This is a genomic window from Enterobacter sp. 301B, assembly GCF_003850715.1.
Classification (GTDB): Bacteria; Pseudomonadota; Gammaproteobacteria; order Enterobacterales; family Enterobacteriaceae; genus Enterobacter; species Enterobacter intestinihominis.
In genome coordinates, this window is sequence record NZ_PQTC01000002.1 from 199,257 (window position 1) to 219,818 (window position 20,562).

The 20,562-nt window shown below is 52.6% G+C and carries 17 protein-coding genes and 3 tRNA genes; 12 read left to right on the plus strand and 8 right to left on the minus strand.

The features are described 5' to 3' along the window. Window positions 1-29 precede the first annotated feature (29 nt). The 4 genes from C3451_RS03295 to ypdK all read left to right on the plus strand — a co-directional run bounded on the left by C3451_RS03295 (window position 30) and on the right by ypdK (window position 2,706). Window positions 30-959: a formate/nitrite transporter family protein gene (locus tag C3451_RS03295; protein WP_022648872.1), complete on the plus strand. Its 930-nt coding sequence runs from the start codon at window positions 30-32 to the stop codon at window positions 957-959. A gap of 75 nt (window positions 960-1,034) precedes the next feature. Continuing rightward, window positions 1,035-1,106, plus strand: a tRNA-Arg gene (locus C3451_RS03300). Between the two features lie 248 nt (window positions 1,107-1,354). Then, entirely contained in the window at window positions 1,355-2,275 is a 921-nt protein-coding gene (gene lpxP / locus C3451_RS03305; RefSeq protein ID WP_169806241.1) for a kdo(2)-lipid IV(A) palmitoleoyltransferase, read from the plus strand. A gap of 359 nt (window positions 2,276-2,634) precedes the next feature. Further along, complete coding sequence (ypdK, locus tag C3451_RS03310) at window positions 2,635-2,706, plus strand: membrane protein YpdK (protein ID WP_099458937.1); 72 nt, start codon at window positions 2,635-2,637, stop codon at window positions 2,704-2,706. Between the two features lie 57 nt (window positions 2,707-2,763). Here ypdK and alaC read toward each other — a convergent pair whose 3' ends face one another. Beyond that, window positions 2,764-3,999 carry an alanine transaminase gene (gene alaC, locus C3451_RS03315; RefSeq protein WP_023300650.1) on the minus strand — a complete coding sequence of 412 codons (1,236 nt, stop codon included), beginning with the start codon at window positions 3,997-3,999 and terminating at the stop codon, window positions 2,764-2,766. Window positions 4,000-4,385: 386 nt separating this feature from the next. Here alaC and C3451_RS03320 point away from each other — a divergent pair, with 386 nt between their 5' ends. Further along, complete coding sequence (locus tag C3451_RS03320) at window positions 4,386-6,083, plus strand: sensor histidine kinase (protein WP_022648926.1); 1,698 nt, start codon at window positions 4,386-4,388, stop codon at window positions 6,081-6,083. 13 nt (window positions 6,084-6,096) lie between these two features. Further along, window positions 6,097-6,828 (plus strand): LytTR family DNA-binding domain-containing protein, encoded by a 732-nt coding sequence (locus C3451_RS03325; RefSeq protein WP_023306659.1) that lies wholly within the window; start codon window positions 6,097-6,099, stop codon window positions 6,826-6,828. A gap of 35 nt (window positions 6,829-6,863) precedes the next feature. Here the strand turns inward: C3451_RS03325 and glk are convergent, their stop codons facing one another. Further along, entirely contained in the window at window positions 6,864-7,829 is a 966-nt protein-coding gene (gene glk / locus C3451_RS03330) for a glucokinase (RefSeq protein ID WP_045621161.1), read from the minus strand. 205 nt (window positions 7,830-8,034) lie between these two features. Between glk and C3451_RS03335 the strand changes: the two genes are divergently transcribed. Then, window positions 8,035-9,270 (plus strand): ion channel protein, encoded by a 1,236-nt coding sequence (locus C3451_RS03335; RefSeq protein ID WP_022648929.1) that lies wholly within the window; start codon window positions 8,035-8,037, stop codon window positions 9,268-9,270. Here the strand turns inward: C3451_RS03335 and ipdC are convergent, their stop codons facing one another. Further along, on the minus strand, window positions 9,271-10,929 hold the full coding sequence (gene ipdC, locus C3451_RS03340) for an indolepyruvate decarboxylase (RefSeq protein WP_045621163.1): 1,659 nt from the start codon (window positions 10,927-10,929) through the stop codon (window positions 9,271-9,273). Window positions 10,930-11,115: 186 nt separating this feature from the next. Here ipdC and mgrA point away from each other — a divergent pair, with 186 nt between their 5' ends. Together mgrA and ypeC are read left to right on the plus strand one after the other, a co-directional pair. Further along, entirely contained in the window at window positions 11,116-12,114 is a 999-nt protein-coding gene (gene mgrA, locus C3451_RS03345; RefSeq protein ID WP_023300655.1) for an L-glyceraldehyde 3-phosphate reductase, read from the plus strand. 126 nt (window positions 12,115-12,240) lie between these two features. Further along, window positions 12,241-12,588 (plus strand): DUF2502 domain-containing protein YpeC, encoded by a 348-nt coding sequence (gene ypeC / locus C3451_RS03350; RefSeq protein WP_022648932.1) that lies wholly within the window; start codon window positions 12,241-12,243, stop codon window positions 12,586-12,588. A gap of 33 nt (window positions 12,589-12,621) precedes the next feature. On the opposite strand, the gene C3451_RS03355 is transcribed toward ypeC, so the two are convergent. Continuing rightward, the gene (locus C3451_RS03355) at window positions 12,622-13,860 is read right to left on the minus strand and encodes an Nramp family divalent metal transporter (protein WP_032623830.1); all 1,239 of its coding nucleotides are present in this window, start codon (window positions 13,858-13,860) and stop codon (window positions 12,622-12,624) included. A 345-nt stretch (window positions 13,861-14,205) separates the two neighbouring features. On the opposite strand from C3451_RS03355, the gene nupC reads away from it, so the two are divergent. Next, a complete protein-coding gene (gene nupC, locus C3451_RS03360; RefSeq protein WP_022648934.1) occupies window positions 14,206-15,393 on the plus strand; it encodes a nucleoside permease NupC in 1,188 nt (395 codons plus the stop codon). A gap of 44 nt (window positions 15,394-15,437) precedes the next feature. Here the strand turns inward: nupC and C3451_RS03365 are convergent, their stop codons facing one another. The 3 genes from C3451_RS03365 to C3451_RS03375 form a co-directional block, all read right to left on the minus strand. Then, window positions 15,438-17,627, minus strand: coding sequence for an EAL domain-containing protein (locus tag C3451_RS03365; RefSeq protein WP_022648935.1), 2,190 nt, complete (start codon window positions 17,625-17,627; stop codon window positions 15,438-15,440). Between the two features lie 210 nt (window positions 17,628-17,837). After that, window positions 17,838-17,913 (minus strand) — tRNA-Ala (locus C3451_RS03370). 41 nt (window positions 17,914-17,954) lie between these two features. Then, window positions 17,955-18,030 (minus strand) — tRNA-Ala (locus C3451_RS03375). A 217-nt stretch (window positions 18,031-18,247) separates the two neighbouring features. Between C3451_RS03375 and C3451_RS03380 the strand changes: the two genes are divergently transcribed. Then, window positions 18,248-18,610, plus strand: a complete 363-nt coding sequence (locus tag C3451_RS03380; RefSeq protein WP_022648936.1) for a YfeC-like transcriptional regulator — start codon at window positions 18,248-18,250, stop codon at window positions 18,608-18,610. 1 nt (window position 18,611) lies between these two features. Beyond that, entirely contained in the window at window positions 18,612-18,998 is a 387-nt protein-coding gene (locus C3451_RS03385; protein WP_045621165.1) for a YfeC-like transcriptional regulator, read from the plus strand. Window positions 18,999-19,049: 51 nt separating this feature from the next. On the opposite strand, the gene gltX is transcribed toward C3451_RS03385, so the two are convergent. Continuing rightward, window positions 19,050-20,465: a glutamate--tRNA ligase gene (gene gltX / locus C3451_RS03390; protein ID WP_124304233.1), complete on the minus strand. Its 1,416-nt coding sequence runs from the start codon at window positions 20,463-20,465 to the stop codon at window positions 19,050-19,052. Window positions 20,466-20,562: the final 97 nt, after the last annotated feature.

The window sequence follows — 20,562 nt, forward strand, 5'->3', positions numbered from 1 at the left end:
AATGAGCGATTACCCCCGAAGGAGCAGTTATGAAAGATATTAACGAAGAAAAAATTGGCGAGAACAATGAGGAACATGAGATTGAAAGTGAGGAGAAAGACCGGGGAGAAGAGATAGAAGTCGATGAGGATCGCCTGCCGTCGCGTGCCATGGCCATTCATGAGCATATTCGCCAGGATGGCGAAAAGGAGATGGAGCGTGACGCAATGGCCCTGCTGTGGTCGGCCATCGCAGCCGGTCTGTCGATGGGTGCCTCTCTGCTCGCCAAAGGTATATTTCACGTTCAACTGGAAGGCGTGCCGGGCGGTTTTTTGCTGGAGAATTTAGGCTACACGTTCGGCTTTATTATCGTCATTATGGCGCGACAGCAGCTTTTCACGGAGAACACCGTCACTGCCGTACTGCCCGTCATGCAAAATCCGACCCTTGGTAATTTTGGTTTACTGATGCGCCTCTGGAGCGTCGTGCTGCTGGGGAACCTGATCGGTACGGGCGTTGCAGCCTGGGCCTTCGAGTATATGCCAATTTTTGATGAACCGACCCGCGACGCATTCGTGAAGATTGGCATGGACGTAATGAAAAATACGCCGGTTGAAATGTTCTCTAATGCCATTATCTCCGGCTGGATCATCGCCACTATGGTCTGGATGTTCCCGTCAGCGGGCAGCGCGAAAATCGTGGTGATTATCCTGATGACCTGGCTTATCGCACTCGCCGATACCACGCACATTGTTGTCGGGACCGTTGAAATCCTTTATCTGGTATTTAACGGCACACTCCACTGGAGCGACTTTTTCTGGCCGTTCGCCCTGCCTACTCTCGCAGGCAACATTTGTGGCGGAACCTTTATCTTTGCACTGCTGAGCCATGCGCAAATCCGTAACGACATGTCCAACAAGCGTAAGGCCGAACTTAAGGCTCAGGAAAAAAAGGATAAAACTGCCGAAAAATCGGCGTGAACGGTGACTCTTTGACCAGTCAGGCGGCAATGCGCTTAACGAGAAGTGTAAATAACGCTATACTCTTGCCGCTTCGTCCCCTTAGTTAAATGGATATAACGAGCCCCTCCTAAGGGCTAGTTGCAGGTTCGATTCCTGCAGGGGACACTTTTAATTTCCCCCTATAATGCCTGATTTATCAATCCGCTTTGCAATTGCCGCTTTTTTAAGCAAAAACGAGTAATAGCTCATAATGTATAACGGTGCTACATTAAGCCGCCCACCCAAGTCAGCAATGGCCAGGCAACGTCGTAAAGAACGGTAAAGCCTGCAACCATGACCTCGTCCTACGGTCTCAATGGCACGTGGTATCGCGAAGTCTGCGCTACCTTCACAGGCTTTACAAAGGTTCCACTATTTTGTCTCAATCCAAATTTCAGCGGGCGTTTCTGCACCCGCGCTACTGGTTTACATGGTTCGGCCTTGGCGTACTTTGGCTGCTGGTCCAGCTTCCTTATCCCGTGATTCGCTTCCTGGGTTCGAAGCTCGGCAGCGCATCGCGTCACTTTCTTAAGCGTCGCGAGTCCATTGCCCGAAAAAATCTTGAACTTTGCTTTCCGCATTACAACGCTCAGCAGCGTGAAACGCTGATCGCTGAAAACTTTAAATCTATCGGTATGGCGCTGCTTGAAACCGGTATGGCCTGGTTCTGGCCAGACGAGCGTGTCCGTAAATGGTTTGACGTTGAAGGTCTGGATAACCTCAAACATGCCCAGATGCAAAAACGCGGCGTGATGGTTGTGGGTGTGCATTTTATGTCGCTTGAGCTGGGCGGCCGCGTTATGGGTCTTTGTCAGCCGATGATGGCAACCTATCGCCCGCATAACAGCGCACTGATGGAATGGGTACAAACGCGGGGCCGCATGCATTCAAATAAGGCGATGATCAGCCGTAACAATCTGCGCGGTATGGTTGGCGCCCTGAAAAAAGGTGAAGCCGTCTGGTTTGCCCCGGACCAGGACTACGGCCCTAAAGGCAGCAGCTTTGCCCCTTTCTTTGCGGTTAAAGATGTCGCTACGACGAACGGTACCTTTGTGATTTCACGTCTCTCTGGCGCCTCGATGTTAACGGTGACCATGGTCAGAAAAGCGGATAAGTCAGGCTATCGTCTGCATATCTCACCGGAGATGGCGAACTATCCTGAGGATGAGAGTGAAGCCGCGACCTTTATCAATAAGGTGATTGAGTTTGAGATTATGCGAGCACCTGAGCAGTATCTGTGGATGCACCGCCGCTTTAAAACCCGCCCTCTGGGCGAAGCCTCACTTTATATCTAACCCCTTTCGAAGGTTAGTTTCGCTAAGAAACTAACCTTTTCAAGCACCTGTAATCGCAGTGCGTAACGGCTTTTTTCGACCGTCGCTCAACAGGCATTTATTGCGTACTGAAATCAAACTGTCGCCGTTCCACGACACTCGTAAGTATCGGAAATTATTTGAAAAAATGCCTCTTGTCACTCCTGAAATTTAGGCGTACATTAGCGCCTTCTGGCGACAGGAAAGCACAGAATTCAGAGCTGAAGTTAGCGACGTAACGGGATAATTCCGATTTCCCCTTTCGCATGATTTCAACTCTCTATACTCAGGTGGACTCTGTTTTTTTAATGCGTACCGGAAGATACGCGGAGCGATGAAACGTGAAATATTTCTTTATGGGCATTTCGGTTATTGTTTTAGTTTGGGCCGGAACGTTTGCTCTGATGATCTAGTTAAGAAAATGCAGTCAAAAAAACAGGCGCCGTTGGCGCCTGTTTTTTTGGTGTCCGTTACGACTCGGGTTGTTCCACGACGCTCTTCACTGCGAGCAGGCCATCCGCGCGGAACATGCTTTTAATCCCCCGCACAGCCTGACGGATACGGTCGCTGTTTTCGATCAGCGCGAAACGCACATGCGTGTCACCGTAGTCACCAAAGCCAATGCCTGGAGAAACGCAAACCTTCGCGTCCTGAAGCAGTTTTTTGGCAAATTCCAGAGATCCCATCGCCGCATACGGCTCGGGGATTTTCGCCCAGACGTACATGGAAGCTTTAGGCATTTCAACCATCCAGCCCGCTTCGTGAAGCCCTTTTACCAGCACATCACGGCGGCGCTTGTACTGGGCGGCAATATCAAGCACGCACTGCTGATCCCCTTCCAGCGCCGCGATGGCCGCGACCTGCAATGGCGTAAACGTACCATAGTCATGGTAACTTTTAATACGCGCCAGGGCGCTCACCAGCGTTTTGTTTCCCACCATAAATCCAATTCGCCAGCCCGCCATGTTGTAGCTTTTCGACAGGGTGAAAAACTCAACCGCCACATCACGGGCACCCGGTACCTGCATAATTGACGGCGCTTTCCAGCCATCATAAACGATATCAGCATAGGCGAGATCGTGTACCACCAGCACGTCGTAACGCTTAGCCAGCGCGACCACTTTCTCAAAGAATTCGAGTTCGACGCATTGTGCCGTTGGGTTGGACGGGAAACCGAGGATCATCATTTTCGGCTTCGGATAGCTTTCACGAATCGCCCGTTCCAGCTCGTTGAAGAAGTCGACGCCTTCCACCAGTGGAACAGAACGCACCTGCGCGCCAGCAATCACCGCCCCATAAATATGAATTGGGTAGCTCGGATTCGGCACCAGGACGGTATCGCCGTGATCGAGCGTCGCCAGCATCAGGTGGGCCAGCCCCTCTTTGGAGCCAATGGTCACAATCGCTTCGCTTTCAGGATCGATATCCACCTGATAACGATCCTGATACCAGCGGGAGATCGCCCGACGCAAGCGTGGAATGCCGCGTGAGGTTGAATACCCATGGGTATCGGGACGCTGGGCAACTGTGCAGAGTTTCTCAACGATATGCGGCGGCGTTGGTCCGTCAGGGTTACCCATACTGAAATCGATAATGTCTTCACCGCGCCGACGCGCAGCCATTTTCAGTTCAGCAGTGATATTGAAAACATAAGGGGGGAGACGATCGATACGCGTAAAACGGCGTTCAGGACTGAATTCAGCCATAGATTCCTCAGAGTCACGTTAGCGCCCGGACCGTCCGAGCGACGCTGCCACCTGTGTGGCATGCTTAGAAAATAACCTGAAGAAAAAGACGCTGTCGAGGGGATAACGGCAAAACAATATATTGCGCTAAAACGGGAATGCGATTGCAGTGAAAAGCGGAACTCTTATCGTGAACAGGCAGTTTTAAGCGCTGCGATTTAACACAATATTTTCAGTATCGTTACCTGACGCTTCTCCCCAAACGAAAAAGCAGCGACTTTCAGTCAAAAGCCAGCAATCCCCTTTGAGAATTATGGTTTTTCCCCATTTGATAAATCTGATGGATAGCTGGTCATCTGGCCCTATGTTTTCTATCATAGATTTTTCCCGTTTTCCCAGGCCTGACCGTGCACGAAATCTTCAATATGCTCCTGGCGGTGTTCGACCGCGCGGCATTAATGCTGATCTGTCTCTTTTTCCTTATCCGCATCCGCTTGTTTCGCGAACTGTTGCATAAATCTGCCCACTCGCCAAAAGAGCTGCTGGCCGTTACGTTTATCTTTTCGATGTTTGCCCTGTTCAGCACCTGGTCCGGCGTGCCGGTAGAAGGCTCGCTGGTGAACGTGCGCATCATCGCCGTAATGTCGGGCGGGATCCTCTTTGGTCCCTGGGTCGGGATTATCACAGGCATTATCGCCGGCACCCATCGATACCTGATTGATATTGGCGGCGTGACGGCAGTCCCCTGCTTTATCACCAGCATTATTGCCGGGGTACTCTCCGGCTGGATTAACCGCAAAATCCCGAAAAAACAGCACTGGCGTGCGGGGATAATCGCGGGGATGGTCTGCGAAACGCTGACCATGATCCTGGTCGTCGTCTGGGCACCGACCACTGCGCTGGGGCTGGATATCGTCTCGAAGATCGGTATTCCGATGATCCTCGGTAGCGTCTGTATAGGCTTTATCGTGCTGCTGGTGCAAAGCGTGGAAGGCGAAAAAGAGGCCAGCGCCGCGCGTCAGGCGAAGCTGGCACTGGATATTGCCAACAAAACGCTGCCGCTTTTCCGACACGTTAACACCGAATCTTTACGTCAGGTTTGCGATATCATCCGCCGGGATATTCACGCCGATGCGGTCGCCATCACCAATATTGACCACGTGCTGGCCTATGTTGGCGTCGGTGAGCACAATTATCGCGACAGCGACGATACCATCAGCCCGACCACCAGACAGGCGATTAACTACGGAAAAATCATCATTAAAAACAATGATGAAGCCCACCGGACGCCAGAGATCCACTCAATGCTGGTGATCCCGCTGTGGGAAAAAGGCGTGGTCACGGGGACGCTGAAAATTTACTACTGCCATGCGCACCAAATTACCTCCTCGCTCCAGGAGATGGCGATTGGCCTGTCGCAGATTATCTCCACCCAACTCGAAGTTTCGCGTGCGGAGCAGTTGCGCGAGATGGCAAATAAGGCAGAGCTGCGTGCCCTGCAAAGCAAGATCAATCCCCATTTCCTGTTTAACGCGCTGAACGCTATATCCTCTTCCATTCGTCTTAATCCGGATACCGCGCGGCAGCTGATTTTTAATCTGTCGCGCTATCTGCGCTACAACATTGAGTTAAAAGACGACGAGCAGATCGACATCAAAAAAGAGCTGTATCAAATCAAGGATTACATCGCGATTGAGCAGGCACGCTTTGGCGATAAGCTGACGGTCATTTACGATATTGATGAAGAGGTCAACTGCGTGATCCCAAGCCTGCTGATCCAGCCGCTGGTGGAAAACGCCATTGTTCACGGCATTCAGCCGTGTAAAGGAAAAGGCGTGGTCACGATTAGCGTGACGGAAAGCGGTAACCGCGTGCGAATCGCCGTGCGCGATACCGGACACGGCATCGATCCAAAAGTGATCGAGCGCGTCGAATCAAACGAAATGCCGGGAAATAAAATCGGGCTGCTGAACGTGCACCACCGGGTCAAGCTGCTGTACGGTGACGGGCTGCACATTCACCGCCTTGAGCCGGGCACCGAGATTGCTTTTTATGTTCCGAACGAACGAACGCCCGTTAATGCCCCCATATCCTTGTTGCCGTAGGCCGGAGTAACAGATGAAAGTCATCATCGTAGAAGATGAAATTCTGGCTCAGCAGGAGTTGAGCTGGCTTATCAAAACCCACAGCCAGATGGAGATTGTTGGCTGTTTTGAGGATGGCCTGGACGTGCTGAAATTTTTGCAGCATAACCGGGTCGACGCGATTTTTCTCGATATTAATATTCCGTCTCTGGACGGCGTTCTGCTGGCGCAAAATATCAATCAGTTCGCCCACAAGCCGTTTATTGTGTTTGTCACCGCGTGGAAAGAGCATGCCGTGGAAGCCTTCGAGCTGGAGGCGTTTGACTATATTCTCAAGCCGTATCAGGAGTCGCGTATTATCAGCATGCTGCATAAGCTGGAAGCCGCATGGCAGCAGCAGTCGCTGCCCGCCAGTGCCAATCCGGTAGCGCGGGAAAACGACACCATTAATCTGGTCAAGGACGAACGGATCATCGTCACGCCTGTCGACGATATTTACTATGCTGAAGCGCACGAAAAAATGACGTTTGTCTATACGCGGCGTGAGGCCTACGTAATGGCGATGAACATCACCGAATTTTGCAACAAACTCCCGGCAGCGCACTTCTTCCGCTGCCACCGCTCGTTCTGCGTCAACCTGAACAAGATCCGCGAGATCGAACCCTGGTTTAATAACACCTATATTTTGCGGCTGAAGGATCTGGATTTTCAGGTGCCGGTAAGCCGCAGCAGAGTGAAAGCGTTCCGCCAGCTCATGCACCTGTAGCGCGTTCCCTCTCCCGCAGGAGAGGGAGACGGATGTCAGAGGATCTGGCCAAGTACCTGACGCAGATGCGCCCCGGAGCCAAGCAAGCCCGGATTGTCGTGGACAATCAGGTAAACCGGAATGTCCTGCACGTAACTTTTGAAGCGGCCTTTGTCTTCAAAGCCACCACGGAAACCGGAGGCGGTAAAGAAATCGAGGAAGCGCGGCACGATCCCGCCCGCAATATAGACCCCGCCAAAGGTGCCGAGATTCAGGGCCAGGTTGCCGCCGAAACGCCCCATAATGACGCAGAACAACGACAAAGCACGACGGCAGTCAATACAGCTGTCGGCCAGCGCGCGTTCGGTCACATCTTTAGGCTGCAGATTTTCCGGCAGACGTCCGTCTGATTTTACAATCGCCCGATACAGGTTCACCAGACCCGGGCCAGAAAGCACGCGCTCGGCCGACACGTGACCAATTTCGGCGCGTAGCTCCTCAAGAATAATGCCCTCTTCTTCGCTGTTCGGCGCAAAATCCACGTGACCGCCCTCACCCGGCAGGCTGACCCAGCGTTTGCCGACGTGAACCAGGTGCGCCACCCCCAGACCGGTTCCGGCGCCGTAAACAGCAATGGGTTTGCCTTCAACCGGGGCCGTACCGCCGAACTGAATCAGATGCTCAGGTTTAAGCATTGGGATAGCCATGGAAACCGCAGTGAAATCGTTGATAATTTCAAGGTGCGAGAAGCCGAGGTTTTTCCGCATTTCGGCAATTGAAAAGGCCCACGTGTGGTTGGTCATCGCCACCCAGTCGCCAGTGATCGGACAGGCGATGGCGATACAACCGTCTTCAACGCTCACTTTATGCTCTTCAAGATAGACGCGAACTACCGCTTCCAGGCTTGGGTAATCCAGCCCTGAATAGGTTTTCGCCTGAGAAATTTCACCGCTGTTTACATCGCACAGGGCAAGGCGCGCGTTGGTGCCGCCTACATCACCTACCAAAGCATACTTTGTCATTCTTCTACTGCTCCGCTAAAGTCAGAATAAATCTTTGGGACACTGTAAATTCAAGGCGTGATAACAACAACGACCAGAAGGTGACTGCCCATGGATTATCGATCTTCGTCACATAATAACTTTACCGTTTCAGCACCTTTTGCACTATTGCCACAATGCTGATTGTGCAAAGTAACGTTAAGCCGTTTTGTACAAGGAAATCATCATGCTCCATCCGCGAGCCAGAACCATGCTGTTATTGGCTGTCCCGGCGCTAATTATTGGCGTAGCGTCGAGCCTGGTGCTCATCGTCGTCATGAAAGTAGCGGCAGTGCTGCAAACGATTTTATGGACCGCGCTGCCGGTTAAACTTGGCATCAGCACTGACTCGCCAGGGTGGATCATGATGATGCTGACCCTGACCGGAATTGCCGTAGGTCTGGTGATCCGCTATAGCCCGGGCCATGCCGGGCCGGACCCGGCACTGGAACCCTTGATTGGTGCGCCAGTATCTCCCTCGGCTCTGCCGGGGCTTGTTATCGCGCTGATTATCGGTCTTGCGGGCGGCGTAAGCCTCGGGCCTGAACATCCCATTATGGCGGTTAATATCGCGCTGGCGGTCTTTCTGGGAGCGCGTCTTTTCCCGCGCGTTGGCGCGCTGGACTGGACGATTCTGGCTTCCGCCGGTACCATCGGGGCACTGTTTGGTACCCCAATAGCGGCTGCGCTCATCTTTTCGCAAACGCTCAGCAGCGACAATGATGTGCCGCTGTGGGATAAACTCTTTGCGCCATTGATGGCCGCCGCAGCAGGGGCCCTCACGACCAGCCTGTTTTTCCATCCTCATTTTTCACTCCCCATCCCCCACTATGGCCAGATGCAACTCACCGATATTGTCAGCGGTGCCGTCGTCGTCGCGATAGCCATTGCGCTGGGAATGATCGCAGTGTGGTGTCTTCCGCGCCTGCATCGTCTGATGCACAGGCTGAAGCATCCGGTGCTGATTCTGGGTATGGGCGGTTTTATTCTGGGCGTTTTAGGCGCTATCGGCGGGACGGTTACGCTGTTTAAGGGTCTGGACGAGATGCAGCAGCTGGCCTTCAGCCAGGTTTTTGGCGTCTCCGATTATCTGCTGTTCGCGCTGGTAAAACTGGCGGCGCTGGTGATCGCTGCGGCCTGTGGTTTCCGGGGAGGACGGATCTTCCCGGCGGTATTTGTTGGCGTCGCGCTGGGGCTGATGCTGCATGAGCACGTCGACGCTGTCCCTGCGGCGATTACCGTCTCCTGCTCCATTCTGGGGCTGGTACTGGTGGTAACGCGCGATGCATGGCTGAGTCTGTTTATGGCGGCCGTTGTGGTGCCGGATACCACGCTTCTGCCGCTCCTTTGTATCGTGATGTTGCCCGCCTGGCTCCTGCTGGCGGGCAAACCGATGTTGATGGCATGGCGAAACGACAGGTAATCAGGCGTTATTGCGCGCCTCCAGCGCTTTGGTCAGCGCGCTCAGCAGCGGCGGAATATCGGCTTTCGGCAGCATCACCTCGATCAGCGATAGTCGCTCGTGGTGTGCTACTTTATCCAGCACCTCCGCCAGTGTTTCCGCTTCGCTGACGCGCCAGCATTCTGCTTCTGGCGCCAGGCTCAGCGCCTGCGGGATCTGCGTCCAGTTCCAGAGGGCAATATCGTTATAGCGCTGCTCCGGCCCGTGGATGGCTCTCTCAACCGTGTATCCCTCGTTGTTAAGCACCAGAATAATCGGGCGCTGCTTGTCGCGCAGCATCGAGCCCAGCTCCTGAATGGTCAGCTGCGCGGCGCCGTCGCCCGTCAGGACAATCACGCGTCGGTCCGGACACGCCGTTTGCGCGCCAAAAGCCGCCGCCAGCGTGTAGCCAATCGAGCCCCACAGCGGCTGGACGATAAAGTTGACGTCTGCCGGTAAACGCAGATCGATAGCGCCAAAAGCAGATGTTCCCTGGTCAGCCAGAATGATATCGCCGGGACGAATAAACGCTTGCAGGGTACGCCAGAAGCTCTCCTGAGTCAGCGCCCCTTCGATAGTGGGGAAAGAAGAGCTGCTGTGATCAGATGGCGCTCGCGTATCACACACATGCGTTTTACACAGCGCTGTCAGCGTTTCAATGGCCTCCCTCATCGGGATACCCGTAAACCAGACGTCACCGACGCGGGCAGCGTGGGGCTGAACCTCTATCGTCTGGGCTGGCGTCAGCTGATGGGTAAATCCGGCGGTGAGCGTATCGGTAAAACGCGTGCCAATGCACAGCACCGTATCGGCACCCTCGATCGCCTCTTTAACCTGTTCGGCGCTTGCCGACCCGCTATAGGTGCCGTAAAAGCCGCTCTGGCGTTCATCAAAAATGCCCTTACCCATCAGCATGGTGGCGTGGGCCATTGGCACCGCTTTGACCCACTTCTGAACGGCGTCTCTCAGGCCGTGGCGCAGCACCAGGAAATCCGCTAGCAGCGCGGTGCGTTTGCTCATGGACAGACGCTTTTCGGCAGCCTCACGGAACGCCTGTAAACAGGCTGAATCAGCGGGTGCGGGATGCAGAGTGAGAGCGCTTACAGGGGGCGTAGCGGCTTTTTTCGCCACATCGGCGGGCAGCATCAGGTAGCCCGGACGGCGCTCCCGCAGCATGGTGGTCAGGACTCTGTCAATTTCATAGCAGGCGTTTTGTTCGGTAAGCACCGCCTGTGCAACGGTGATGGGTTCGCTCATGTGGTAGAAATGGCGGAACTCGCCGTCGCCTAAGGTGTGGTGCAGTAACTCTCCTCGCTGCTGCGCCGCCATACCCGGAGCCCCCACAATATGGAGCACGGGGACATGTTCGGCAAAGCTGCCCGCCACACCGTTCATGGCGCTTAACTCCCCAACGCCGAAAGTCGTCAGGAGTGCGGCAAATCCCTTACAGCGGGCATAGCCGTCTGCGGCGTAAGACGCGTTCAGCTCGTTGGCACAGCCCACCCAGCAGATGTCCGGGCTGTCTATCACATGGTCGAGAAACTGCAGGTTATAGTCGCCCGGCACGCCAAACAGATGATCGGCACCGCAATCTGTTAGTCGGTCCAGCAGGTAATCGGCGACGCAATAGGGGGTACGCATATTATAGGTGTCCTTCTGACGTTGACCTCACTCTGAGTATTAAATAAGCGTGAAGGGTGTCCAGAATTGGCGACAATCAGGAGCTGGAAAGAATGCTTTACGAAAAAAGCTGAGCTATGCTCATTTTCTTCAGGTTAGTGTAAACGCATACACTGATTTTTCTTTCCAGCGCCAGAGGTCTCGCTCATGGGTTATCAACCTGACAAAAATCGTTACCAGACAATGCAATATCGCCGCTGTGGACAAAGCGGCCTCAAGCTTCCCGCCATCTCGCTGGGGCTTTGGCATAATTTTGGCGACGCGACGCTGCTCGAAAACAGCCGTCAACTTTTACAGCGCGCCTTCGATTTGGGTATTACACATTTTGACCTTGCTAATAATTACGGCCCACCTCCTGGTTCAGCCGAACGCAACTTCGGGCGCATCCTGCAGGAGGATTTCCTGCCCTGGCGCGATGAGCTAATCATCTCCACCAAAGCGGGCTACACCATGTGGGACGGGCCTTACGGCGACTGGGGCTCGCGTAAATATCTGATTTCCAGCCTGGACCAGAGCCTCAGGCGTATGGGGCTGGAGTACGTTGATATCTTCTATCATCACCGCCCCGATCCACAAACGCCGCTGCGTGAAACGATGAAAGCGCTTGACCATGTGGTGCGCCAGGGCAAAGCACTGTACATCGGCCTGTCCAACTACCCGGCGGAACTGGCGCGGCAGGCGATTGAAATACTGGAGGATCTGGGCACGCCCTGTCTAATCCACCAGCCGAAGTACTCCATGTTTGAACGTGCGCCTGAAGAGGGGTTGCTGGACGTGTTGCAGCAAAATGGGGTGGGATGTATCCCCTTCTCTCCCCTGGCGGGCGGACAGTTGACCGATCGCTATCTGAACGGCATCCCGGCAGATTCTCGCGCAGCAAGCGGCAGTAAGTTCCTTAATCCGGAACAGGTCACCGACAAAAAGCTGGAAAAGGTACGCAAGCTGAATGCGCTGGCGGAAAAACGGGGGCAAAAGCTTTCGCAAATGGCACTGGCCTGGATCCTGCGCCACGATGCGGTGACATCCGTGCTCATCGGCGCAAGCAAAACCGGACAAATTGATGATGCTGCAGGCATGCTTGAAAATCGTCATTTCTCCGCAGAAGAGCTGAAGACGATAGAAGCGATCCTGTCCAGTTCAGATTAAAAACACTTTTAGCAAAAAGTGCTCTCGTTCATGATTTAGGAGTTGAGGCGATGAAACGAATGTTTACCAACTCGTAAAATTGCGTTAACAGGTCGCACAGCGGCCCCGATCGTGAAGGAGAAGAGTATGTTCAGGTCACTGATTCTTGCAGCGGTACTACTGGCTTCGGCCCCGCTGGTCGCCAATGCGGGCGAAATCACCCTGTTGCCATCGATTAAATTACAAATTGGCGATCGTGATGACTACGGCAGATACTGGGACGGTGGCTACTGGCGCGACCGTGACTACTGGCACCGACATTATGAGTGGCGTAAAAACCGCTGGTGGAAACACGATAACGGCTATCACCGTGGCTGGGATAAGCGTAAGGCCTACGAGCGCGGCTACCGCGAAGGCTGGAACGATCGTGACGACCGCCGTGGCGGCAGGGGTCACGGAAAAGGCAGAGGCCATGGTCACGGCCATCACCATTAACAGCTAAAAGGAGCCTCACGGCTCCTTTTTCTTTTACAGGCCTGCTGCTGTGCCTAACAGCAACCACATGTTTAACGCCACCACCACGACCACAATGGCCCACCCGGCGCGTTTCACCCACGTCGAATTCACCAGATCGCCCATCAGCGATTTGTTGCTGGTGAATATCAGTAGCGGCACCAGCGCCAGCGCAATACCGAAACTCAGCAGCACCTGACTCATCACCAGAATGCGGGTCGGATCCAGCCCCATCAGAATTACAATAAAGGAAGGCAGCATCGTTACCGAACGGCGAACCCACAGTGGAATATGGAAACGTACGAACCCCTGCATCACCACCTGCCCGGCCAGTGTCCCCACAACCGTAGAGGAAAGTCCCGCAGCAACCAGGCTTAAACCAAAAATAGTGGCAGCGGCATGGCTCAGCAACGGCTCCAGCGTCAGGTACGCCTGGTCGAGATCGGCAACCCCGGTATGCCCGTTAAAGTGAAACGCGGCGGCGGCAGTCGCCATCATCGCCAGATTCACAAATCCGGCAATGGTCATCGCAATTGCCACATCCCATTTCGAGGCGGAGTAGCGCTCTTTACTCGTCCCGCCGTGCAGATTTTGGGTTAAAGAAGAGTGCAGATAAATTACGTGCGGCATAATGGTCGCCCCCAGCACCCCGGCGGCCAGAAATACGGCTTCAGAGGTGGGTAACGACGGGATCACCATCCCTTTCGTCAACTGCACCAGATTCGGCTGGGAGAAAATCAGCTCAACAATATAGGCGGCAGCGACGAACAGCAGCAGGCCGCCGATGACTTTCTCCAGCGGTTTTTGTCCCCGCCTCTGGAGCATCAAAATAAGGAACGTGGCGATACCGGTCAGCACGGCGCCCTGTAGCAGGGAGACGCCCAGAATAAGCTTAAAGCCGATCGCCGCCCCGATAAACTCGGCGAGATCGGTGGCCATGGCGATAATTTCCGCCTGGACCCAGTAAAACCATACCGCCGGACGCGGATAATGATCGCGGATTTGCTCCGCCAGGTTTTTCCCGGTAGCAATACCCAGCTTCGCGGAAAGCATCTGAATCAGCATCGCCATCAGGTTGGCCCACACCACAACCCACAGCAGCTTATAGCCGAAACTGGCCCCGGCCTGAATATTGGTCGCAAAATTACCCGGATCGATGTAGCCAATCGCGGCAATGAATGCCGGTCCCATTAATGCGAACCGCAGCTTGCGTGCCGCTCTGCCGCTGCTACTCTCTACGCGACTATTCGTCATTTCTGCCTCTGGAAATATAGCCTTTGCTATGTTTTATGCTATCAAAATGAGAATGATTATCAAGTTCATTTGTAATTGTTAACATGATTACTCTGATAGCCAGGGACAATAGACAGGCAGGTGGAGCAAGGTCACAGAATGTGAAAATGCGCAGACATTTGTGAAGCGTAGCACACAAACTTAACTTTTCACTCATTTACCTAACATAACAAAAATGTATTGGTGATCACTATTTTTGAGACTCGTCACAGGATGTAACTATAGTGTGGGCTTGATCTCGTTTTCTTTGTGCTTGTTACATAGAATGTGCACGGAAATTAAACCTGCCTCATATTTGGAGCAAATATGGACCGCGTCCTTCATTTTGTCCTGGCACTCGTTGTCGTTACTGCACTCGCATTGCTGGTCAGCACTGACCGCAAAAATATTCGTATTCGCTATGTTGTCCAGCTGCTGGTCATTGAAGTTTTACTTGCGTGGTTCTTCCTGAACTCCAACGTAGGCCTCGGCTTCGTGAAAGGCTTCTCCGAAATGTTCGAAAAACTGCTCGGATTTGCCAACGACGGGACTAACTTTGTCTTTGGCAACATGAACGATCAGGGTTTGGCCTTCTTCTTCCTGAAAGTGCTCTGCCCTATCGTCTTCATCTCTGCCCTGATCGGGATCCTCCAGCACATTCGTGTTCTGCCGGTGGTTATCCGTGCAATCGGCTTCCTGTTATCGAAAGTTAATGGCATGGGCAAGCTGGAATCCTTTAACGCAGTCAGCTCGCTGATCCTGGGTCAGTCTGAGAACTTCATTGCGTATAAAGATATCCTCGGCAAGATGTCCCGTAACCGCATGTACACCATGGCGGCGACAGCAATGTCTACCGTTTCCATGTCTATCGTGGGCGCGTATATGACTATGCTGGAACCTAAATACGTGGTTGCAGCGCTGGTTCTGAATATGTTCAGCACCTTTATTGTTCTTTCGCTGATTAACCCGTACCGCGTGGATGCCAGCGAAGAGAACATTCAGATGTCAAACCTGCACGAGGGACAGAGCTTCTTCGAAATGCTGGGTGAATACATTCTGGCGGGTTTCAAGGTTGCGATTATCGTTGCCGCGATGCTGATTGGCTTTATCGCACTGATCGCTGCGCTGAACGCCCTGTTTGCGGCCGTACTTGGTATTTCGTTCCAGGGTATTCTGGGCTATATCTTCTACCCGGTCGCCTGGGTAATGGGTGTGCCCGCTCACGAAGCGTTGCAGGTGGGCAGTATCATGGCAACGAAACTGGTATCCAATGAATTCGTGGCGATGATGGATCTTCAGAAGATTGCCAGCACGCTCTCCCCGCGTGCGGAAGGGATCCTGTCCGTCTTCCTGGTCTCCTTCGCGAACTTCTCTTCCATCGGTATTATCGCTGGTGCGATTAAAGGCCTGAACGAAGAGCAAGGTAACGTCGTTTCTCGCTTTGGCCTGAAGCTGGTTTACGGTTCAACGCTGGTGAGCGTCCTGTCTGCCTCTATCGCAGCATTGGTGCTGTAATCCATACCGCTCAATGAAAACCGGGAGCCATCGCTCCCGGTTTTTTATGTCTCCAGCGCCGTCAGGGGCAGTGGTTTACCAATCAAATAGCCCTGCAAATAATCAACGCCGTATCGCAGCAACATCTCGCGTTGTTCAGCCGATTCCACATATTCAGCCACCACACAAAGCGATTTCGTTTTTGCCATGTTGCAAATGGACTGCACGATCATCGCATCCATGCTGTCGGTGCAGATATCTTTCACGAAGCAGCCATCGATCTTAATGATATCGGCCTCCAGTCGCTTCAGGCGCTCAAAGTTGGCATAGCCGGTACCAAAGTCATCGATAGCAATGCGGAAGCCATAATCCCGCAGCTGCTGGATATTGTTGATGCTGCTTCCCGAGTCAGAGAAAGCCTGTTCCTCGGTGATCTCAATGACGATATCTTGCGGTGCAACGGCGTAGCGTTCAAAAAGCGCGATGATCTCAGCTGCAATCTCGTTCTGCATCAGCGTCAGCGGCATCAGATTAACGGAGAACCGCGTTCCGGCCCGTCCGGATGGATGACTGCGCATCCACATCAGCAATTTTTCCACCACGTTCAGGTCGAATCGGTGGCTCAGGTTGAACTGAGCAATCAGCGGAATAAAGCGGTCAGGGGTGATGATCTCACCATCACTTTCAAGACGCGAAAGGATTTCAAAGTACCCTTCTCCGCGCGCGTTGTGAATTGGCTGCGCGTAAAGATGGAGACCACCGATATCAAGGGCGCGTTTTATACGGGCCAGCATTAGCACCCTGTCAGTCGTATGACCAGAAACATCATCCAGACTGTTGGTTAACGCAAGGACGTTATGCCCGGAACAGGACTGCTCGGACAGCCAGCTCAACTGACCCAGCGTGTGATGCACGCTTTCTCCATTTGGCACTTCCCCCCAGGAGGCACCAAACTCAATGTCGAGCTCAGTCTTGTTCCAGATAATTTTACGGCTGTTCAGATGGTCAACCATAAATTGCAGACGTTCAGCCGTGCCCGGTCCCAGCAAGACCAACATCAGTTCACTGCCTGGTAACTGGAAGAGCTTCTCGTCTTTTTGCAATAACGGCTGCAGCGACGCGGTGATCATCTTTTTACAGTGCACGCGCATGAGGATGCCGTAGTGACGGCTCAGGAATTCCAGATTATCCAGACGCAAGCAGCAGACTTTGGCCTCAGGATGATGCTGTAGAAAAACTTCCAGCGCACGAATGTTAGGCAGACCGGTGAGCGGATCGGTAAGCGCCCTCTCCTGCCACCCCTGTTTCAGCCATTCACTTTTCTGATAGATCTGCGACATGTAAAGCAGGCAGATAGCGAAAGAGATGAGTACCGACAGAATAAAGGAGAGCGAGTGGCCCGATTCAACGCCATTGAGAAAATTATAATTATAGGTCAACAACATGAGCGCTGAGGCTGCCCAGAATAAAGAGATGAGCGCATAGCTCAAACGACCAATACCCAGGGTAAAAAGAATGAAAACGGTCGGCATCAAATAACCCGCAATAAACTGCGACTCAAAAGGTGCGCATAAAATAGCGATCATTGAGACCAACAGCATCAGCCACACAACGATAAATAACGCTTTTTTGTTGCAAAAGAGGGGCTTCACGCTTCGCCGCCAGAATGTTCGGGCATAGCGAGGATTAATAATCATTCTTAATGGATAATAGAACATCATGGTGAAAATCAGGGCGGCGCAAATCAGACTCTGAATATCGATAACGTTATAAATTGCAGAGCCTTCGCCGAAATAGGAGGAGATTGTTACCGGGAAATCAAATAAATACCCCGCCAGATACATCGATAATTTGATGCCCACAGGCACCATAAATCCGAGCCATAAAATACGTATACCAATGTACTTATTCGGCATGCTGTGGCGCCAGCGCTTGCCCAGCATCAAACGGATAACGCCACAGGCGGCGAAGACGGAAAACGTCTGACAACATAATAAAACGATAGATTGTAGCGGGGCTAAATCAAAGTAATAAGCATTAGTAACACTAAAACTTAGCAACAAAGGAATGATTGCCCGTCGTCCAAATAACAACACGATGGCGAGCATGGCGCTTAAGGGCAGCCACGCTAAATAAACATCATTTTCGTTAACGATAGCGCGCGGAGAGATATAACGGGAAAAGGGGATCGCAATCAGGCTTAGCGCCAGGGCAATCATAAATATTTTTACATTATTGTAAATTTTTCTATTCATTAATCCGGGTAATCTATTTAACCATCGTCTTATTGACCGGATCGATAATAGGTTTATTAATTGGACGAATCAAGTTTAGGTCTATTTATGGACTTATTTATTGATTTGGATTGAGGTGAGGTATAGAAAATGACGTTAATTGCAACAAAAACAGTCTAAATATTTTACAAGATATAAAAAACCCCCGTCTGACGACGAGGGTTTAAATTTTGGTGGAGCTAAGCGGGATCGAACCGCTGACCTCTTGCATGCCATGCAAGCGCTCTCCCAGCTGAGCTATAGCCCCACATGTTACTTTACCTACCGTACTCTGTTGGGTTCAGAGTTTGGTGGAGCTAAGCGGGATCGAACCGCTGACCTCCTGCATGCCATGCAGGCGCTCTCCCAGCTGAGCTATAGCCCCATCGTAAAGCTGTCATGTTGACGGGCGGCATAATATGAATTCCGCCGCACAGTGTCAACGGCAAATTCAACCTCAGCCTTTCAACCGCCGAAAAATCATGCAAATGAATCACTTTGCGAGTCTGCTCGCAGCCAGGAGTTAAGCTTGTCACGTTTTCACGTAAAACGGTGCTATAAAATGAACCACTAATTAACCCCACAGATATTCAGGAAATTGTATGATCAAGGAACGAATGACGCCAGAAGAGTTAGCCCTGCTGACTGGCTATAGCCGACAGACCATCAATAAATGGGTACGCAAAGAGGGTTGGATTACATCGCCAAAACCAGGCGTTCAGGGCGGCAAGGCGCGTCTGGTACACGTCAATGAAAAAGTGCGCGACTTTATTCGCAGCGCACGCAGGGTAACAGAGTCGCCGGAAATGCCAGAAAAGGCGTACCACGAAGGCTCGCTTCACGCCCTGCTCCTGACGCTGGCGAATGAAATGACGCCGGATGAGCAAAAGCAGATGACATCTCTGTTACTGCGGGAAGGGATTACCGGATTGTTACAACGCTTAGGGATTCGCGACCAACGCTAATATGAAAAGATTACGCAGCAAAATGACCACGGAAGAGCTGGCGGACAGTCTGGGCGTCGCCCGACAAACCGTTAATCGCTGGATACGACAGAAAGGATGGAAAACGGAGGGTATCAACGGTGTAAAAGGCGGAAGAGCGAGGGTGATATGTATTGATGCGCACGTTAAGGAGCACATCATTAGCCTTCCCGCCATTCGTAACAGTCGGGCTGTTTACCATGCGGCAGAAAGCCCTTCACTCTATGGCGTGGCGACCTCATCCAGCCTGCTTCCACAAATTATCGACTCGCTGGAAAACATGACAACTGTCGAACAGGAACGTTTGCACAAGCTGCTCGCTCGCGAAGGTTTGCAGGGTTTTCTCACGCGTCTTGGTATTGCTGAATAACAGACATAAAAAACGGCAGGTTACCCTGCCGTTATTTGTATTTCACGAGCATTACTGCTGGCTTTCGCGCTCAGCAATAAAGCCCAGCGCCTTGTTGATACGCGCAACGCTACGTGATTTGCCAATGGCATGAACGGTCACGTCCAGCGCCGGAGACTGGCCTGCCCCCGTCACCGCAACGCGCAGCGGCATACCGACTTTACCCATGCCAATTTCCAACTCATCAGCGGTTGCCTGAATCGCGTGGTGAACATTTTCTGCAGTCCATTCGGTAATGGCTTCGAGTTTATCTCGCACCACTTCCAGCGGCTGACGCGCAACCGGACGCAGGTGTTTCTTGGCCGCATCGGCGTCGAACGCGTCAAACTCTTCATAAAAGTAGCGGCAGCTCTCGGCGATCTCTTTCAGCGTTTTGCAACGCTCGCCAAGCAGCTTCACCAGATCCGCCAGTTCAGGGCCCGTACGGGTATCGATGTTTGCCTGCTCAATGTGCCATTGCAGATAAGTCGCCACATACTCTGGCTGCATGGTATTGATGTAGTGATGGTTCAGCCACAGCAGTTTGTCAGTGTTGAACGCGCTGGCTGATTTGCTTACCGAGTTCAGAGAGAAAAGCTCGATCATCTCTTCGCGGCTGAAGATCTCCTGGTCACCATGAGCCCAGCCCAGACGCACCAGATAGTTCAGTAGCGCTTCCGGCAGATAGCCGTCATCACGGTACTGCATCACGCTCACCGCGCCATGACGTTTTGACAGCTTTTTACCGTCGTCACCGTTGATCATCGATACGTGCGCATACACCGGTACAGGCGCGTTCAGCGCTTTCAGAATGTTGATCTGACGCGGGGTGTTATTGATATGGTCTTCACCACGGATCACGTGAGTGATTTCCATATCCCAGTCGTCCACAACTACGCAGAAGTTATAGGTTGGCGAGCCGTCAGTACGACGAATGATGAGGTCATCCAGCTCCTGGTTGCTGAATTCGATCGGGCCACGGATCTGGTCATCAAAGATAACAGAGCCATCCTGCGGGTTAGCAAAACGCACTACGCAAGGCTCATCAGCAGCATGCTCGCTGTGGTCATGACGGCAACGACCGTCATAACGCGGTTTTTCGCCTTTTGCCATTTGCTCTTCGCGCAGCGCATCCAGACGCTCCCTTGAGCAGTAGCACTTATAGGCCGTGCCTGCGACCAGCATCTCGTCAATTACGGCGTTATAGCGGTCAAAACGTTTGGTCTGGCAGTATGGGCCTTCGTCCCACTCCAGATTCAGCCAGTTCATCCCATCCATAATGGCTTCAATTGCTTCCGGCGTTGAGCGCTCCAGGTCGGTGTCTTCAATACGCAGCACAAACTCACCTTTGTTGTGGCGTGCGAAAAGCCAGGAGTAGAGAGCAGTACGTGCACCACCGACATGCAGATAGCCTGTCGGGCTCGGCGCGAAGCGAGTTTTGATTTTCATGAAATGGCCTTACGTTATAAAGATGCCGGTAATCGGCAAATCCTGGGAAGAAAACAATGGGCAATATTCTATCACTGTGGGCCGATTCCTCAATGTC